Genomic DNA, 16,579 nt, shown 5'->3' with positions numbered 1-16,579 from the left:
TTATGTTTGTTACCGTCGAAAAAGATGTGCATATTTTTGTGCAAGACGTGAATCCCGGTCCCGGTAGTAAAACTGTGTTCTTCGTCCACGGCTGGCCTTTAAATCATCAAATGTACCAATATCAACTCAATGTGTTACCACAACATGGTTTCCGCTGCATCGCTATGGATATACGAGGAAACGGGCAATCTGATAAACCGTGGACTGGTTACACATACGATCGTTTAGCAGACGATATCGCCATTGTTCTAGAAGCACTTCAAGTAGAAAATGCTACATTAGTCGGTTTTTCAGTAGGTGGCGCTCTTTCTATTCGGTACATGTCTCGCTACAATGGTCATCGCATTTCTAAACTTGTATTAGTCGATGCTGTTTCCCCCTCTTTCGTTAAAAATCAAGAATCTCCCTATGGTGTCCCAAAAGAACAAGCAGATACCCTCATTAATCAAATGTATGCCAATCTGCCTAAATTTTTAAATGATGTATCTTTATCATTTTTTAATAGAAACTTAGGATCTGCTACGTTAGAATGGTTTTCTTATCTCGGTATGCAGTCTGCTTCCTACGCTCTCATCAAAATATTACAAGCAGCTGCAAATGAAGACGTAACGAAAGATTTAAGTAAAATTAACGTCCCAACAAAAATATTCCACGGTATTCACGATCAACTTATCCCTTACAAAAGCGCTGAACTCACACAAAAGCGGATTAAAAACTCTCAGTTACATCCTCTTACAAATAGTGGTCACGGTTCTCCAATCGATCAAGCGGATGAATTAAATGAAGAACTTATAAAATTTTTACGTTCATAAAAGATAGACTGCAAGTTTTTACAAAAAATAAAATTCACACATTTCTCACAAATCAATTAATAAAACGATTACCTGTACATTTATACTAAATGTACAGGTAATACTCCCTAAACCCAGCTTGTCTGGTTACCCCGTTAAATACTATAAAAAAAGAACTTGTATCGTTATACAAGTTCTTTTTGTTTTTCTATTTAAAAAGTATATCTTTACTATACTGCTTTCCAGCAAGTAAATCATATTGGAGCATTTTATATTGCTCTAACATTTCTTTTTGTTCTTTTGTTAAATCTGTTATCTCTTCCCCATCTTTATTAACCTTTAACTCATCTCTCAGAACCGGTATTTCTTTATGCATTTCCGATAGAAATTGATAAAATGGTGATTGATTTAATCCTGCATAATCAAAAACAAGACTAGAAAAATAAATTGGACTTACTAAACCTAAATTGTCATTTGGCAAATCGAAATTCGCATACATTAACAATGGTGTTTCTGACATAATTAATCTTTCTCTTACCGTCTCTTCATTTTCTATATATCCTGCTTCTTTATAAATAGATTTATTAGTACCTAACATAGGTAAATGATCTCCAAAGAAGACTAATAAAGTAGGTCTGTCTAACTCATCAAGCTGCTCGATTAAATATTGTAGCGCTTCATCCGACAGTCTTACCCCTTCTGTATATGCTTCTAATTCCGCTTTCGATTCCTCTTCTGTTAATCCACTAATTTCTATTTTATTTTCACCAAACATATTTGGTGTATATGGAAAATGATTTTGCATCGTCACCGCATGAATAAATGTAGGTTGTTTTCTCTTTTTTAATTCATCTATTATTTCTTTACTCATAGATAAATCACCAATATTATCTCCAACTACTTCTGTATTTTTCATCGTGTCTTCTGCATTAAAATTATCGAATCCTAATGTTTTATATACATCTTCTCGTTTATAAAACGATCGATTAAAGGCATGAATTGCACTTGCATAATACCCTTGCTTTTTCAATTCACTTGCAATAGATGGAACTTCTTTCTGACTTGGAATAGCTTGTTGATACGGTATAGAACCTGGCATTAAGAGACTCATCGAGTAACTCGTTAATGCTTCAAATTCTGTATTCGCTGTATTCCCTCCAAATGTAGGAGCTATCGTTTGTCCACCTGGGAAATTCTCTGTATAACGATGTAAATTCGGCACTGGATCTTCGCTAAATGAAAGATTCGTTAATTTTGTCGGATCCCACAATGCTTCACTCATAATATATATAATGTTCGGCTTCTCTGCCTTTTTTTGCGCTTTTACTTTACCGCCATATTGCTTTTCTATATCCTTTGCAATTTGCTGCATCTTTTCTTTTGAATATTCCTCTGGCTCTTTTATGACTGTCGTATCTAAATTACTTAAAAATCCTATAACAAAACCATTCCCCTTATAATTTGCCGCTTGATTCCATGCACGGATGTCTACCCCAGCTTTTGTAAATATATTATTCATAAAGGTAGTAGGGTAGTTACTATATGCATACAACATAAACGCAGAACCACATATTAAAATTATCCTCATAATAATATGTGATTTTATAACTGGAATGTATTTTCTTATATACATAACTATAAATATAAGTAAAACAATACTAACTATCATCAGAAACATATTCCAAAAACTGAAATAATCCATAACCATCGGTATAACGGAATTCATATGGCCAATCTGTGTAAAATCAGACGGGTAGAATGGCTCTCCTCTAAAAATGAGCTTAAAATGGTTCACCAGCACAAAAATAATCAAAACTAAGCTAGTTATCGTTGTACTTAAGAAAACTTTTCCAATCAAATTATATGCAAAAACGTATACCATATAAATAAATAATAGGCTTAATATATACTGTCCATATTGTAAATACACCCATGTATTTACTACTATAAGATTCATATCCTCCTGCACTATGATATACATCCAATTCATTGTATGAGCAATTAAAAATAATACGACATAAACTCGAATAGCTGGCCTAAGCTTATGACTGATACCCTTATTTAAATGAATGATGTATAGTAGTACACTCCACAAAACAATAATGAGTATACTTAGCTGGATTTTCCCATTAAAAAATTCTTTAGTTTTCTCGAATTCGAAAGACCTTAACATAACAAAAAACAGCGTTTCTAAACAAATCGCCCACATTCCACTAAGAATGATAGAAATTAGTAGGTTCTTCCTCGGCTCCTGAGGAGAAAAACTAAGATAAAATTCATCTCTTCTTCGTTGTTGTGTTAAAACATTAAAAAGCAATTTATTCCCTCTTTCCTTTACCCCTTCGTCTCGCATCAAAAAACATATTGTCTTATACAAAATAACATATTTGTATGCAGCTAGTCTCCCTATACGCTTGTAATATACACATGTATCCTTAATTTCCTCTTAAAAATACAGTGAAACTTTAATCGGCCCGAACCTTTCAGGATTGAACGGGATAAAACTTCTTCTCTATATTCTAGAAACATAAATGAACTATGCTTCATAAAATGATTACCATAAGAAAAGAACCTATCAACACTGACAGGTTCTCCTTCATTTTAATAGAAATGGGCATATGTATTATATAAGAGAATACATCCATACTTTCCATATAATACATACAAGTACGATAACTACAAAATCAAAAAGATCTAATCTCGGGCCTTTTTTCATATGCATGTCTAACCATATATGAACCCATTTTATGTTTGTATATTTTTGAATGTTTTTCTTTGCAAATTGGTAAATGAGCACTTCCATAATAAAAAATCCAACTACGAAAATAAACAATAGAATGAGAAAATCAACCACTACATTCCTCCCTATTTTTGCAGCGATTTTTCTACTATCTGATTTCTCAAAACCCACTCTTCAAATTGTGCACTTCCAAATTCCCAGCTAAGATCACGAGCATGTACAGAAAAAACGTAATGACCAGCATATTCGTCCATAAATCTACCTGTCTCGATCTCATCTTTCTGAAGACCATACGCTCCAAAATTAAAATACACATCCCACACGTCTTCATTCTTCCGCTTATAAGCGATCGATTCCATATCACATTCTGTTCCGAAATAATCAAGATGTAAATGTACGCTATCATCATATTCGCACTTCATTTTATCACCCCTTATATTTGTACTTCTTTATCACCCAAAAAATTCCTGCTATCTACACTCACATATGGGCACTTACCTACATATCATGCTTGTAGAGTGACTTCTAGGAGGTGTTATATAGTGAAAAAATTAATAACTGTTTTTTGCATCATGTTACTAGCTGTTTTCACATTTGCTGCTTGCAGTAGTAAAAAAGAAGGTACGAAAGAACAAACTCAAAACATTCGCGTCGGCGAAGTTACCCATTCTCTCTTCTACGCCCCGTTATATGTCGGGATTGAAAAAGGATTTTTTAAAGATGAAGGATTAAATATTGACCTCCAAACAACAGCTGGCGGAGATAAAACGATGACCGCCCTGTTATCTGGCGGAATTGATATTGCTCTCGTCGGTTCTGAAACGTCTATTTACGTTCATCAACAAGGCGCAAAAGACCCTGTCATTAACTTCGCACAGCTTACACAAACAGATGGAACATTTTTAGTTTCACGTAAAAAATTAGACTCTTTTAATTGGAATGATGTAAAAGGTGTTACGTTTTTAGGACAGCGTAAAGGCGGCATGCCGCAAATGGTTGGAGAATACGTTTTAAAGAAAAATGGCATTGATCCTCACAAAGATACAAACTTAATTCAAAACATCGAGTTTGCTAATATTGCAAATGCCTACGCATCTGGTACGGGAGAATTTGTACAGCTCTTTGAACCGACTGCAAGTATATTCGAAAAAGAAGGTAAAGGTTATATCGTCGCTTCATTCGGAAATGAATCTGGTACTGTTCCTTATACATCGTTCATGGCAAAGGAAAGTTTCTTAAAAAAGGATAAAGCTGCTGCTGAAAAGTTCACACGTGCTCTCTATAAAGCGCAGCAATGGGTTGATACCCATAGTCCAGAAGAGATCGCTGATGCCGTTTCTCCGTTATTTAAAGACACTTCAAAGGACATTACAGTAAAAGTAATTGAACGGTATAAAAAGCAACACTCTTATGCGACAAATCCGCTATTAGATGCTGAAGAATGGAAACAACTCCAAACGATTATGAAAGAAGCTGGCGAATTACAAAAAGAAGTTCCACATGAAGCGCTCGTCAATACAAAAATTGCCGAAAGCGTTATTAAGAAATAGAGGCGAAGTGTATGAGTTTTTTACAAATACGTAACGTTTCTCACTGCTTTTTCGCAAAAGAGAATGCCAAATTGATTCTCGAAGATATGAGCTTACAAGTGGAAGAAGGCGAATTTATTTCTATACTCGGTCCAAGTGGTTGCGGCAAAACGACACTCCTCTCCATTATTGCCGGGTTACTTGATCCTATTGAAGGTATCGTCTTTTTAGATGGTGAGCCTATTACAACGAAAACTGCATCTATGGGATATATGTTACAGCAAGATTACTTGTTTCCTTGGAAAACAATCGAAGAAAACATCATGCTTGGGCTTCATACCCGAAAGATTTACGATGAACAGACGAAAGAACACACTTTAAAGCTTTTAAAACAAGTCGGTCTGCATGATGTAGAAGAACAATACCCTCGTGAACTATCCGGCGGTATGCGTCAACGTGCCGCTCTCGTTCGAACATTAGCGACCGATCCGAAAATTTTATTGCTAGATGAACCATTTTCCGCTCTCGATTATCAAACGAAGTTGAAACTAGAAGATCTCGTCTTCACATTATTACGTAACTATAAAAAAACATCACTACTCGTGACACATGATATTGAAGAAGCCATTGCAATGAGTGATCGTATTTATTTACTACAAGCGAACCCTGGAAAAATAGCAAAAATATTTATCGTCCCAGAAAGCATCCGTTCCTTATCACCGTTAGAATCACGCCACCACCATGACTTCCCATCCCTCTTCCAAGAAATATGGAAGGAGCTGGAACGCCTTGGATAATATAAAGCAACTACATGAACAGTTTCGGAAGAAAGAACGCAGGCGCGCATGGTTAGCCAGGTCTTTACAGCTTTTACTGCTCATTCTTTTCTTTGCACTATGGGAAATAGCTAGCAAAAAAGAGTGGATTGACCCTTTACTCTTTAGCTCTCCTTCAAGCATTTGGGATCTCTTCCTTAGTAAATGGCTTGACGGTTCGCTTTGGGTCCACATATGGACGACATTACTTGAAACGGGAGTAGGTTTCATTCTTGGAACAGTACTCGGCGCTATTATCGCTACTTTCCTTTGGTGGATCCCCCTTCTCGCCCGCGTACTTGATCCATATCTTGTCGTTCTAAACGCTATGCCAAAAGTGGCACTTGGTCCTATCATCATTGTAATCTTCGGTCCAAATATTTCTTCGTCGATTGCAATGGGAGTAATCATTTCCATCATCATTACCATTCTCGTTATTTACAGTGCATTTCAAGAAGTTGATTCTAACTATATAAAAGTGATGGACACATTTGGCGCAAATAAATGGCAATGTTATAAGCAAGTAGTTCTCCCTGCATCCTTCCCAGCCATTATTTCAACGTTAAAAGTGAACGTTGGTTTATCATGGGTCGGTGTTATCTTCGGCGAACTTCTCGTCTCTAAACAAGGTCTTGGCTACTTAATTAGCTATGGATTCCAAGTTTTCAACTTCACGCTCGTCTTACTGAGTGTACTACTAACCTGTGTCCTCGCCACACTTATGTATGTGTTTGTTGAGGCATTTGAAAAACTTCTAATTGGAAAACGAAAAAAAAGCTGACTTAGGACGATAAACTATAGTCAGCTTCTTTCTTTTACTTTTTATCACACATCTTTGTTTCATTTTTAACGTTTCCATCCGCAACTGTAACTGTATGGAAACAATCTTTCACACGTACTGTAACGACATTATCTTTTCGATCTATTACATGATAGTCATTAAACTTTTTATCCAATGCACTACGAATTTGCTCCCCTTCAAAAATCGGAAAACCGTGAGACATTACCCAAATGAGACCAGCAACAGCAAGAATCGTTTTCATACGTTTCATTACCTCCTCGAGAGTAAACTTATAGCCCCTACAACACGCGCATTATAATTGTGTCTAAATTGTGACATTTTTATACTAATTCTATTTTATAGCGCTAGTTCCTTCTTCTTTTTAATAAAAAGACAGAATTTTCAATTTTATCAACAAAAAAACGCAAAGAACTAAAATTCTTTACGTTTTCTTAGTTAAATTATATAACTCGCATTAGTGTCCACTTTGCTGTTCTATCGTTTTCGAAACATCATATAATCCCGCCAACACTTCTGCTCTCATTTTTACAAGCTCAGGGAACTGATAGAAGAACGCAATTTTTTTATACTTTAACTCCGATCCTTCTTTCACCTTTTTTGAATCTTGCAAAATAAATGCTGTAAACGTATCAGCAATATCTTCTGCTACATTTGTCGTTCCATACTGTGATACAAACTCATCATGCTTTTCTTTAAAAAATTCTATTTGAGTTTCTTCACTTTCTTCTACTTTCTTTTCTGTCCACTCCTGCTCAATAGGCTTCCAGAACGAGTTATAAAATTGATTAATATAAGATTTTTCCTTCGCACATCCCTCTTGTAAGAAAAGATTTCCACATTTATTTCGGTACGTTGAAATATCTTTATCTTCTTCAAAAGCCTTTACATAGTTTTCATCTACTGGTATTTGCTTATGCCCGAGCGTCAACACGTGAGCCGTCTCATGAATTAATGTTTTCATCACTTCATCGATATTTACCGCAGAATCAAGCGTATCTAAGCTAAGAGTCCAGTCTTTTGGATTCTCCATACTAGGCATAACGTGGGCAACAACACCGTCATAACCATCCGTTATTAAATCAAATTCTGTTATATTCCCCCGATATTTAGCTGGAATGAGTGTACGATACATATCCCATAAATCTTCATGATAACCTCTATCTTGACGTTGTTGCAGCACCTCTTCTTTCGCTTCTTTATCTTCAGCGAATACTTTATTTAAACGTTTCCGTTCTATTTTTTCAAAATAAGGATCTACAATTTCATCACCATCAATATAATAAGAAGCTAAAAAGAAATAATTTTCATCCTCTTCTTTTTTCTTCTCTGCTTTTTTCATATCCGCACTTTCATGCTCTTCTATATCATAATCTTCTACTGCTTCAAGCTCAGATAATCCATCTATTTTTTCATATACTTTTTGAAGTTTCTTATCTCCTATTTCCACGCATTCTTCTTCTGTTTTACAAACTTCTTTTTCCTTCACACTCTTCATAGAACTATCGCATCCTGCTAGTAAACCCATTGCGACGATAACCCCTACTAACTTGCCATACAGTCTCTTCATACAATCCTCCATTATTCCATTCTACAAAAATATCATAATCATTTTTTAACGAATATGCGATAATTAATTATACGAACTGTAAGGAGGTTTCTCATGATTCGAGCAGTCTTATTCGACTTAGATGGAACACTATTAGATCGGCGCCAATCTCTAGAACAATTTATTCATGATCAATATAATCGCTTTGCCTCTCACTTAATGAACATAGAAAAATCAGAGTATTGTTCTCGATTTCTTGAGCTCGATAATAATGGCTATACGTGGAAAGATAAAGTATATGCTACTCTCCTTTGCGAATACAACATTACCACTTTAGCACCAGAGCAACTACTGCACGACTACATTACAAACTTTCAACATCATTGTATTCCTTTCCAAAACATGCATGAATTACTTCAACGTTTAACACAACAAAATATTAAAATTGGCATTATTACAAACGGCTTTACTGACTTTCAAATGAACAATCTTCGTGCACTAAACATACATACGTATACAAATACAATTCTCGTTTCAGAAGCGGAAGGGATTAAAAAACCACATCCTGAGATTTTCGAACGAGCTTTACAAAAGCTACATGTGAAGGCAGAAGAATGCATGTACGTTGGAGATCATCCAGAAAATGATGTATTTGGTTCTGAACAAGTAGGGATTCTTGGTGTTTGGAAAAGAGATTCATTTTGGGGTGACTTTAAGCATTCGCATGTGGTGGACGATTTGTTGGAGGTGCTTTCGTTTTTAGAGGTGGAGATACAAACAAGACAATAGTAAAAGGAGGCTTCTTTTCCCGAACGCCTCCTCTTCCTTTATTATTCATATACTGTAAACTGTGGTTTACTCGGATGATCCTTAACTAGCGCACCATCTGGAAACTTTGAAACTTTTTGATATAGAGCAATGTCACCGATACAGCCTGCTGTTAGTAAAATCCCTAAAAATGAGATTGATTGCATATTCGTAGCTAACCCAATTACAATTGGCAAAATTCCAGTTGGTAAAAACGGCAGCATTAACACTTTCTTCATTTGCTTTACTGTAATTTCTTTTTTAGAATGAGCGTATGCTACACCTAATTTCCAATTGACGCCCCATTTTAGTTCACTCCACGGAACACCTCCGATATAGCGAAACCCTATTAAATGTATCGCTTCATGAATACAAACAAGAACAATCATTGCGATAATAAAAAGAAACAGGGTTGGTAACGTAATTTCAACTTGAACCCCGCCTGAAAGAAGTGAATGTAAAAAACTAATTCCAATCGCCAGAGCGAATGCTATACAACATGAATAGACATTTAACTTAACCATCGAAACAGTAACAGTCGTTTCTTTTCTTTTATCCATCTTTCCCCTCCTAAAATGTAAATATATCTTTACAAAAATTGTATAATATACCCAAAATAATGTAAAGATATATTTACATTTATTCTTGAACACAAAAAAAGAAACCGGCCACTTTACTTCGTAAAACAGCCGATTTCTTCTATATGTTTCATCGTGCGTGCCAATACATCGTCACGCATTATAAAGCTAAATTTTCTATCCGTTTTAATGTTGTCAGGAATGTCTGTTAATAAAACAGAGCCTTTCGTTTCTTCGTAATGCGTATGTTCTTCTACCGCACTAATTGTTGCAAAATAAATGTTTTTAATGATTATTTTGTCTTTTCCAGATACTTTATATTGTCCTAAGTAAGTTAAATCAGAAACTATGCCGCCAGTTTCTTCATGAACTTCTCGAACTGCCGCTTCTTCCGGTGTTTCCCCTAGTTCTACTTTACCACCTGGAAATTCAAGACCGCGACGTAAATGATGTGTTAATAACCATTGATCCCCGTACCGGCATACAACCCAAACATGCTTTGGCTCAGGAGAAAATGGATAACGTTCAAACGATAATTGTACAGTGTTGTGGTAATAATCTTTAAATTTGTACATGCCATTACTCCCCTATTGATGGTTACAAGTTTTTCCTACCACAAATTGTAGCATATTCTCGCTTTTCTGCATAATATTATCCAATTACAATCCATTGATTATTCCCATTTGCGCGACTAATTCTTTCGTCTCATGATTTCCTAAATCGTAAATCATTTTATATGCTTTTTGTAGTTGTTCATCATATCGGTCATTATTTGAATCGTGATGATACTCAACAAATGGAACGTGGGAGCGTACAAATGAACCTAAGTCTTCTACATATGCTTGATCGAAGTACTCTCTTAATTCCGTAATTTCCTCATCATTTGCGGAAATCTCAAAATTATACGTATCCGCCGTCTTCACTTGTGAAATTTGACCGTTTCCTATTGATATATAATATGTTTTTTTCTGCTCCATGTAACACCCTTCTTTCATCCTTTTAATTTCTATTGTTTTCATCAATTACAAAATTATGTAAAATAAAGAAAAGGAGGGATTCCATGTTCAAAATATTAATTATCGGTATTATAATCGTCCTAGTCATCCTCGTACTCTCCGTCATGACGATTAATAAAGGCTACGCTTATAAACATTCTGTTGATAAGCCAGAAGATAACCCTTATACAAAAAACAGCAAGAAGAATTCATAATACGCTGCATATACTACTTATTTTAGCCCACATCATATCCAGTATTCATTTACTGGCAGGTCAGCATAACTTTCTACCACTTTCACAATTTCTATTAGGAGCTTTACTATTCCTCATTGCCCTTGAACAAATAAAGAAAAAAGATTCAAGAATCGGATTTATTTAGATTTTCCTCATCATTAGCTATATAAAATAACAGGAGGGGATATATATGCTAAAAGGATTACAGATTACTTTTGCACTCATTGCATTATGTATAGTAATCTATGGATATTTTACTGGTAATAGAGAAATGATGCCTTATATGTTCATTTTCTTAGGATTAATGGCTTTCACTATAGGACTAGGAGAAATAAAACAAGACAGAAAATCTAGTGGTATATTTGCTTTCATAGCTGGCGCTGGTGCTTTATTTCTTAGCTTCTCAGAACTATTCCGATAAATAGTCTATTTAAAAGGGGGATTTCCATGCTAACTGGATTACGGATTGTTTTAGGACTTATTACTCTTCTCGGACTCTCTCTTTGCACTTATGCCCTTATTACCGATAATTTTTCACTTCTCCCATACGTACACTTTATTCTCAGTTGTTCCTTTATTCTTCTAGGAATTAACGAATTGCAATCCGGACGAAAATCAATGAGTATTCCGTTTTTTTTCGTTTCTAGTCTTATATTCTTCTTTTTAATATCAAACTACTTTCGCTACGTATAGAATGGCCAATTTAGCATTTACAAGCACTTAATAAAATAGAGGCTAATTTTGAAAAAAGGGGAGATTTGTATGCTAAAAACATTACGAATTATATCGGCCCTTATTGTCATCATTCTCGCTCTCTATGGAACATTTAGAAATCCGATTGTTACAATGCCCTATATGCTTATCGCCTTATCAATTATGGCATTTCTCATAAGCGCAGAAGAAAAACAGAAACAAAAGAAAGTACATAGTACACTCTCCTTCTTTTCCGGCATATTCACTTTAATCGTTGCTATTGTTATTATTTTCTCTCGGTAACTTTTCTTTCTACTAAGGAGGGCTAAAATGCATATTAGACACATACAACTCATCATCGTTTTTATTACTTTACTTCTATGTTTATACAGCTTATTTACAATGAACCTTCAAATCTTTTCACCTATCATTTTGTTTCTTTTTAGCTTATATGGCATTTTAGTAGGAATTAAGACCATTCAAAAACAGCAAAAGCAAATTGGAGCTATTAGCACCTGTTTAAGTCTTTTTACGATTGTTTTTGTTAGTCCATTTATTCTGTTCTTCTAAAGGAGGCTTATATGTTAAAAAACATTCGAATTATACTAGCAACGATTGCCCTCATTCTTGCTATACTTAGCTTCTTTGCAAACTTCTCTATACTTTTGTCATTCGTATTCATCCTTTTGAGTATTATGTTTATCTTTTTTGGAATTGATGAAATGAAGAAACAGGAAAAAGCAAAAGCATTTGTTTATTTTCTCGGTTCTGCCTTTGTCTTATATGTTGGGGTGTCTAGTATACTTTCATAAAAAAGAAGAGCATGGTCGCTCTTAACACAATAAAAAAACTGCCCTTTCACAGGCAGTTTTTCTTTATCCCGATTGGTTCAACTAATAATCAGTGGGTGATAGGGGCCCCTCCCCCATCACCCACTGATTAAAGTTTCACTTTATCCAAACACTTTCTCAAGTTCATCTTTATCTTGGCTTAACCAGAAGTTCATTAAGCGTTGTGCTCCTTCTAAGTCATGAAGCTTCGCTTGGCCACATTGTGTTTCATTTGCAGCTGGAATTTCTGTAATTTGAACCGCATCTTTTAATGTTAGTTCTAATAAATCAATGATTTCTCGAACTGTCGGTGTTCCGCTTACTACAAGATAGTATCCTGTTTGGCAGCCCATCGGTGAAATATCGATAATATCAAAATGCGGATAACGATCAATATATTTACGTAAATTAAATGCTAATAAATGTTCTAACGTATGAATAACATCTGGTTTCATTGCTTGTTTATTCGGTTGGCAAAAACGAATATCGAATTTATTTACAATACCGTCACTACCTACATTGTGAACTCCGCAATGTCTTACATAAGGTGCCTTTACAATCGTATGATCTAATTCAAAGCTTTCTACTGATGGCATACAACATCTCTCCCGCTTTTAATTTAATTCCGTTATATCCAATATGATATAACGGAAATTAACATTAGTAAAGTATTATGTACAGTCGTGCTATAATACTTTAAGAATATGCTGAAAAGGAGACCATTATGAAACAGATTTTTATTGGCATTATACGCTTTTATCAAAAATTCATTTCTCCAATGACACCACCAACGTGCCGCTTTTACCCAACTTGTTCTCATTACGGATTAGAGGCGTTTCAAAAGCATGGCGCACTCAAAGGCTTTTTGCTTACTTGTAAGCGTATATTAAAATGTCACCCTTTCCACCCGGGAGGATTTGATCCTGTCCCAGATAAAAAGGATGACAAAGTAAATTCTTAATTGTCGTAACCATTCACAACTAAATCTAATTTTCCTGTGTCAGGATCGATAACAAGACCGTGAACAGGTACTTCTTCTGGAAGTAATGGATGGTTGCGAAGTATTGATACGCTATGTTCTACACTTTCTTCTACACTAGAGAACCCTTGTAGGAATCTTTCTAAATCGATTCCAGAATAACGAAGTGTATCTAATTTCTCTTCTGTTATACCGCGCTCTTTCATCTTCTCAATTGTACTGCTTGCTTGAATTTTTGCCATACCACAATCATGGTGACCAACTACACATACTTCATCAGCACCAAGCTCATATACAGCAACTAAAATACTACGCATAATACTTCCGAATGGATGTGAAATAACAGCGCCTGCTACTTTAATAATTTTCACATCACCGTTACGCATATTCATTGCTTTCGGTAGTAGTTCCACAAGACGAGTATCCATACAAGAGATAATTACCATTTTTTTATTTGGGAATTTTCCTGTTTCATACTCTTCGTATTTTTTTTCTTCAACGAATTTTTCATTGTATTGTAAAATCTCTTCTAATGACTTCATAGTAAAAAACCCTCTTTTCTCTCATTTACATTACTTATATAGTGTACCAAAATTTAAAAAACTCAAAAAGAATATTGTTTTATAGTAAAAATAAGATATTTTCAGATAACCGCCATAATTTTTTCAAAATATACACACAGCTTTGTAACAAGTCTCACATTCTTTAACCACATTTTCACTATAAACTGATTGTAGATAATGTAAAAAAGGAGTGAATATTTATTATGTCCGACGTTCTGTTACTGAGTCGTTTTCAATTTGCAATTACTATTTTTTATCACTTTTTATTTGTACCTTTGACAATCGGACTTGTTATTTTGGTAGCATGTATGGAAACTCAATACGCCCGCACATTGAATCCAACATACCGCAAAATGGCAAATTTCTGGGGTAAATTATTTACAATTAACTTCGTAATGGGGATTATAACCGGGATTACGATGGAATTCCAATTTGGAACAAACTGGTCTGAGTACTCCAAATATATGGGAGATATTTTCGGATCACCTCTCGCAATCGAAGCACTTGTTGCCTTCTTCTTAGAATCTACTTTCATGGGAATATGGTTATTCGGTAAAGACAAAATTTCACCAAAGTTCCGTGCCTTCTGTATGTGGATGGTTGCACTTGGAACAAATATTTCCGCACTTTGGATTATTACAGCAAACGGCTTTATGCAAAACCCTGTTGGCTACGTAGTACGTAATGGCCGCGCTGAATTAAATGATTTCTGGGCACTTGTTACAAATCCATATGCTTGGAACATGTTCTTCCATACTGTAATTGGTTGTTATATTGTTGGTGCTTTCTTCGTTATGGCAATTAGTGCCTATCACTTATTACGTAAAAATGAAGTGGAATTCTTCAAAAAATCATTTAAGTTTGGGTTACTGTTAGGTTTATTCGCCGCAACAGTTACACCATTTATGGGACATCAATCTGGTGTATCCGCCGCTAAATATCAACCAGCTAAAGGTGCTGCGATGGAAGCTGTTTGGGAAACTGGAAAAGGACAAGGCTTCTCGATTATTCAAATTCCTGATGTGAAAAACGAAAAGAACTTTGAATTCCTTACGATTCCGAAACTAGGAAGCTTCTTCTACACAAACTCATTTGATGGTGAAATTGTTGGTTTAAAAGATATTCCAAAAGAAGATCGTCCAAACGTTAACCTCGTGTACTATAGCTTCCGCTTAATGGTTGCACTTGGTATGTTCTTTATGGCATTAACTTGGTTCGGTTTCTATTTAAACCGAAAAGGAAAACTAGAAAACTCAAAACGTTATTTAAAAATTACAATGTGGTCTGTCTTACTACCATATATCGCAATTAACGCTGGATGGATTGTCGCCGAAGTAGGTCGTCAACCATGGACAGTTTATAAACTAATGCGTACAGCAGAATCTGTATCGCCTATATCTGTCCCACAAATTTGGTTCTCATTAATTAGTTTAATCTTATTCTACACTTTACTTTTAATCGCAGACGTATACTTAATGCTGAAGTTCGCGAAAAAAGGACCAGCAGCATTAGAAGAACCTGCTACTGAGGGAGGTGCAGCTCATGTCTCATGATATGCTTGCAATCATCTGGTTTGGTTTATGGGGCGTGATTTGGACAGTTTACTTCATTCTTGATGGGTATGCACTTGGTAACGGAATGATTTTCCCGTTCGTTGCGAAAGACCGACAAGAACGAAATCAATTACAAGAAGCAATTGGCCCGTTCTGGGGTGGTAATGAAGTATGGTTAATTACAGCTGGTGGCGCAACATTTGCTGCCTTCCCAGTCACATATGCAAATATGTTTAGTTACCTATATACACCACTATTTTTAGTATTACTTGCACTATTTGCTCGTGCCGCTGGACTGGAATTCATGCATAAAGATGATTCACCAATTTGGCAAAAAACTTGTAAATGGGCATTTACAATTGGTAGTTTCCTAATCGCTTTCTTATTCGGAGTTACGTTCGCTAACCTTTATTATGGACTACAAATCGGAAAAAATGGCTATGAAGGAAATTTACTTAGCTTACTAAATCATTACGGTATTTTAGGAGGTCTGTTCTTCACTGCTATATTTGTCGTATCTGGTGCCCTTTGGGTTATGATTAAAACAACTGGTGAAGTATCTGATCGTGCTTATAAAATCGCAAGACCATTTTCAATGGCAGCTGCTATCATTTTAGCTATTTTCTATGTAGCAACTGCAAATCGTACAAATTTATTCCAAAACTTCACAGAATATCCGGTACTATTCATTCTTCCGGTACTTGCCATGTTAATGAGTGTACTCGCACTTATTATGGTGTACAAACATAAAATCGGTCTCGCATTCACATTCGTTTGCTTAACAATCGCAATGTTTATGACAACTGGCTTTGCAGGTATGTTCCCAAGAATGTTACCATCTCGTATTAATGATGCTTATAGTACAACGTTATACAACGCAGCTGGCAGTCAATTAAACTTAAAAATTATGTTCTTCGTTGCAATGGTTATGGTACCAATTGTTATTGGATATCAACTTTGGAGCTACAGTATCTTTAAAAATAAAATTCATAAAGACTCTGCTAAAGGGTATCACTAAGGTGAAAAAAGACACTTCGTTAGAAGTGTCTTTTTTATACGTATGATTTTCGATAAGATGTTATATTTCCAATCTAACAACTATAATACAGAAGAATCATTAAC

General features: G+C 35.3%; 23 protein-coding genes. 13 read left to right on the top strand and 10 right to left on the bottom strand.

The window, feature by feature from the left end; genetic code table 11:
• The first annotated feature begins 2 nt into the window (after positions 1-2).
• Positions 3-812: an alpha/beta fold hydrolase gene (locus ACUN28_RS05125; RefSeq protein ID WP_016085844.1), complete on the top strand. Its 810-nt coding sequence runs from the start codon at positions 3-5 to the stop codon at positions 810-812.
• A gap of 187 nt (positions 813-999) precedes the next feature.
• Here the strand turns inward: ACUN28_RS05125 and ACUN28_RS05120 are convergent, their stop codons facing one another.
• The 3 genes from ACUN28_RS05120 to ACUN28_RS05110 form a co-directional block, all read right to left on the bottom strand.
• Positions 1,000-3,144 carry an LTA synthase family protein gene (locus ACUN28_RS05120; protein ID WP_048894646.1) on the bottom strand — a complete coding sequence of 715 codons (2,145 nt, stop codon included), beginning with the start codon at positions 3,142-3,144 and terminating at the stop codon, positions 1,000-1,002.
• 270 nt (positions 3,145-3,414) lie between these two features.
• Positions 3,415-3,645, bottom strand: coding sequence for a hypothetical protein (locus ACUN28_RS05115; protein WP_016085842.1), 231 nt, complete (start codon positions 3,643-3,645; stop codon positions 3,415-3,417).
• 11 nt (positions 3,646-3,656) lie between these two features.
• On the bottom strand, positions 3,657-3,953 hold the full coding sequence (locus ACUN28_RS05110; protein WP_016085841.1) for a DUF3986 family protein: 297 nt from the start codon (positions 3,951-3,953) through the stop codon (positions 3,657-3,659).
• A 120-nt stretch (positions 3,954-4,073) separates the two neighbouring features.
• Here ACUN28_RS05110 and ACUN28_RS05105 point away from each other — a divergent pair, with 120 nt between their 5' ends.
• From ACUN28_RS05105 to ACUN28_RS05095, 3 genes are read left to right on the top strand one after another with little or no spacing between them, the layout of a single operon-like run.
• Positions 4,074-5,081 (top strand): ABC transporter substrate-binding protein, encoded by a 1,008-nt coding sequence (locus tag ACUN28_RS05105; RefSeq protein WP_016085840.1) that lies wholly within the window; start codon positions 4,074-4,076, stop codon positions 5,079-5,081.
• A gap of 11 nt (positions 5,082-5,092) precedes the next feature.
• Positions 5,093-5,857 carry an ABC transporter ATP-binding protein gene (locus tag ACUN28_RS05100; RefSeq protein WP_016085839.1) on the top strand — a complete coding sequence of 255 codons (765 nt, stop codon included), beginning with the start codon at positions 5,093-5,095 and terminating at the stop codon, positions 5,855-5,857.
• Positions 5,850-6,656, top strand: a complete 807-nt coding sequence (locus ACUN28_RS05095; protein WP_016135516.1) for an ABC transporter permease — start codon at positions 5,850-5,852, stop codon at positions 6,654-6,656. The genes ACUN28_RS05100 and ACUN28_RS05095 overlap by 8 nt, the downstream gene beginning before the upstream one ends.
• Before the next feature lie 34 nt (positions 6,657-6,690).
• Here ACUN28_RS05095 and ACUN28_RS05090 read toward each other — a convergent pair whose 3' ends face one another.
• Together ACUN28_RS05090 and ACUN28_RS05085 are read right to left on the bottom strand one after the other, a co-directional pair.
• Positions 6,691-6,918, bottom strand: a complete 228-nt coding sequence (locus ACUN28_RS05090; protein WP_000849109.1) for a hypothetical protein — start codon at positions 6,916-6,918, stop codon at positions 6,691-6,693.
• 213 nt (positions 6,919-7,131) lie between these two features.
• Complete coding sequence (locus ACUN28_RS05085) at positions 7,132-8,244, bottom strand: hypothetical protein (protein WP_016085837.1); 1,113 nt, start codon at positions 8,242-8,244, stop codon at positions 7,132-7,134.
• A 93-nt stretch (positions 8,245-8,337) separates the two neighbouring features.
• On the opposite strand from ACUN28_RS05085, the gene ACUN28_RS05080 reads away from it, so the two are divergent.
• Positions 8,338-9,012, top strand: coding sequence for an HAD family hydrolase (locus ACUN28_RS05080; protein ID WP_016085836.1), 675 nt, complete (start codon positions 8,338-8,340; stop codon positions 9,010-9,012).
• Positions 9,013-9,053: 41 nt separating this feature from the next.
• Here ACUN28_RS05080 and ACUN28_RS05075 read toward each other — a convergent pair whose 3' ends face one another.
• The 3 genes from ACUN28_RS05075 to ACUN28_RS05065 form a co-directional block, all read right to left on the bottom strand.
• Positions 9,054-9,590 carry a DUF3267 domain-containing protein gene (locus ACUN28_RS05075; RefSeq protein ID WP_016085835.1) on the bottom strand — a complete coding sequence of 179 codons (537 nt, stop codon included), beginning with the start codon at positions 9,588-9,590 and terminating at the stop codon, positions 9,054-9,056.
• A 113-nt stretch (positions 9,591-9,703) separates the two neighbouring features.
• Entirely contained in the window at positions 9,704-10,183 is a 480-nt protein-coding gene (mutTA, locus tag ACUN28_RS05070; RefSeq protein ID WP_000276386.1) for an antimutator 8-oxo-(dGTP/GTP)ase, read from the bottom strand.
• A gap of 84 nt (positions 10,184-10,267) precedes the next feature.
• Positions 10,268-10,585: a hypothetical protein gene (locus tag ACUN28_RS05065; protein WP_000435820.1), complete on the bottom strand. Its 318-nt coding sequence runs from the start codon at positions 10,583-10,585 to the stop codon at positions 10,268-10,270.
• A gap of 83 nt (positions 10,586-10,668) precedes the next feature.
• Between ACUN28_RS05065 and ytzI the strand changes: the two genes are divergently transcribed.
• From ytzI to ACUN28_RS05040, 5 genes are all read left to right on the top strand, one after another.
• On the top strand, positions 10,669-10,818 hold the full coding sequence (gene ytzI, locus ACUN28_RS05060) for a YtzI protein (RefSeq protein WP_000472802.1): 150 nt from the start codon (positions 10,669-10,671) through the stop codon (positions 10,816-10,818).
• 211 nt (positions 10,819-11,029) lie between these two features.
• A complete protein-coding gene (locus ACUN28_RS05055) occupies positions 11,030-11,260 on the top strand; it encodes a YczI family protein (protein WP_016085834.1) in 231 nt (76 codons plus the stop codon).
• A gap of 341 nt (positions 11,261-11,601) precedes the next feature.
• Positions 11,602-11,835: a DUF3953 domain-containing protein gene (locus ACUN28_RS05050; protein WP_016085833.1), complete on the top strand. Its 234-nt coding sequence runs from the start codon at positions 11,602-11,604 to the stop codon at positions 11,833-11,835.
• 27 nt (positions 11,836-11,862) lie between these two features.
• Positions 11,863-12,102 carry a hypothetical protein gene (locus ACUN28_RS05045; protein WP_016085832.1) on the top strand — a complete coding sequence of 80 codons (240 nt, stop codon included), beginning with the start codon at positions 11,863-11,865 and terminating at the stop codon, positions 12,100-12,102.
• An 11-nt stretch (positions 12,103-12,113) separates the two neighbouring features.
• Positions 12,114-12,344: a YczI family protein gene (locus tag ACUN28_RS05040; RefSeq protein WP_016085831.1), complete on the top strand. Its 231-nt coding sequence runs from the start codon at positions 12,114-12,116 to the stop codon at positions 12,342-12,344.
• A 140-nt stretch (positions 12,345-12,484) separates the two neighbouring features.
• On the opposite strand, the gene luxS is transcribed toward ACUN28_RS05040, so the two are convergent.
• Positions 12,485-12,958, bottom strand: a complete 474-nt coding sequence (luxS, locus tag ACUN28_RS05035; protein ID WP_001141371.1) for an S-ribosylhomocysteine lyase LuxS — start codon at positions 12,956-12,958, stop codon at positions 12,485-12,487.
• Between the two features lie 128 nt (positions 12,959-13,086).
• Here luxS and yidD point away from each other — a divergent pair, with 128 nt between their 5' ends.
• The gene (gene yidD, locus ACUN28_RS05030; RefSeq protein WP_016085830.1) at positions 13,087-13,323 is read left to right on the top strand and encodes a membrane protein insertion efficiency factor YidD; all 237 of its coding nucleotides are present in this window, start codon (positions 13,087-13,089) and stop codon (positions 13,321-13,323) included.
• Here the strand turns inward: yidD and ACUN28_RS05025 are convergent.
• The gene (locus ACUN28_RS05025) at positions 13,320-13,883 is read right to left on the bottom strand and encodes a beta-class carbonic anhydrase (protein WP_000838167.1); all 564 of its coding nucleotides are present in this window, start codon (positions 13,881-13,883) and stop codon (positions 13,320-13,322) included. The two genes, yidD and ACUN28_RS05025, sit on opposite strands and share 4 nt — an antisense overlap.
• 224 nt (positions 13,884-14,107) lie before the next feature.
• Here ACUN28_RS05025 and cydA point away from each other — a divergent pair, with 224 nt between their 5' ends.
• Positions 14,108-15,457 carry a cytochrome ubiquinol oxidase subunit I gene (gene cydA, locus ACUN28_RS05020; RefSeq protein WP_016085828.1) on the top strand — a complete coding sequence of 450 codons (1,350 nt, stop codon included), beginning with the start codon at positions 14,108-14,110 and terminating at the stop codon, positions 15,455-15,457.
• Positions 15,447-16,475 (top strand): cytochrome d ubiquinol oxidase subunit II, encoded by a 1,029-nt coding sequence (gene cydB, locus ACUN28_RS05015; protein ID WP_000017650.1) that lies wholly within the window; start codon positions 15,447-15,449, stop codon positions 16,473-16,475. Before cydA ends, cydB begins: the two co-directional genes overlap by 11 nt.
• Positions 16,476-16,579: the final 104 nt, after the last annotated feature.

Source organism: Bacillus sp. WC2507 (assembly GCF_052656125.1).
This window is presented reverse-complemented; position numbering and strand designations above follow the sequence as displayed.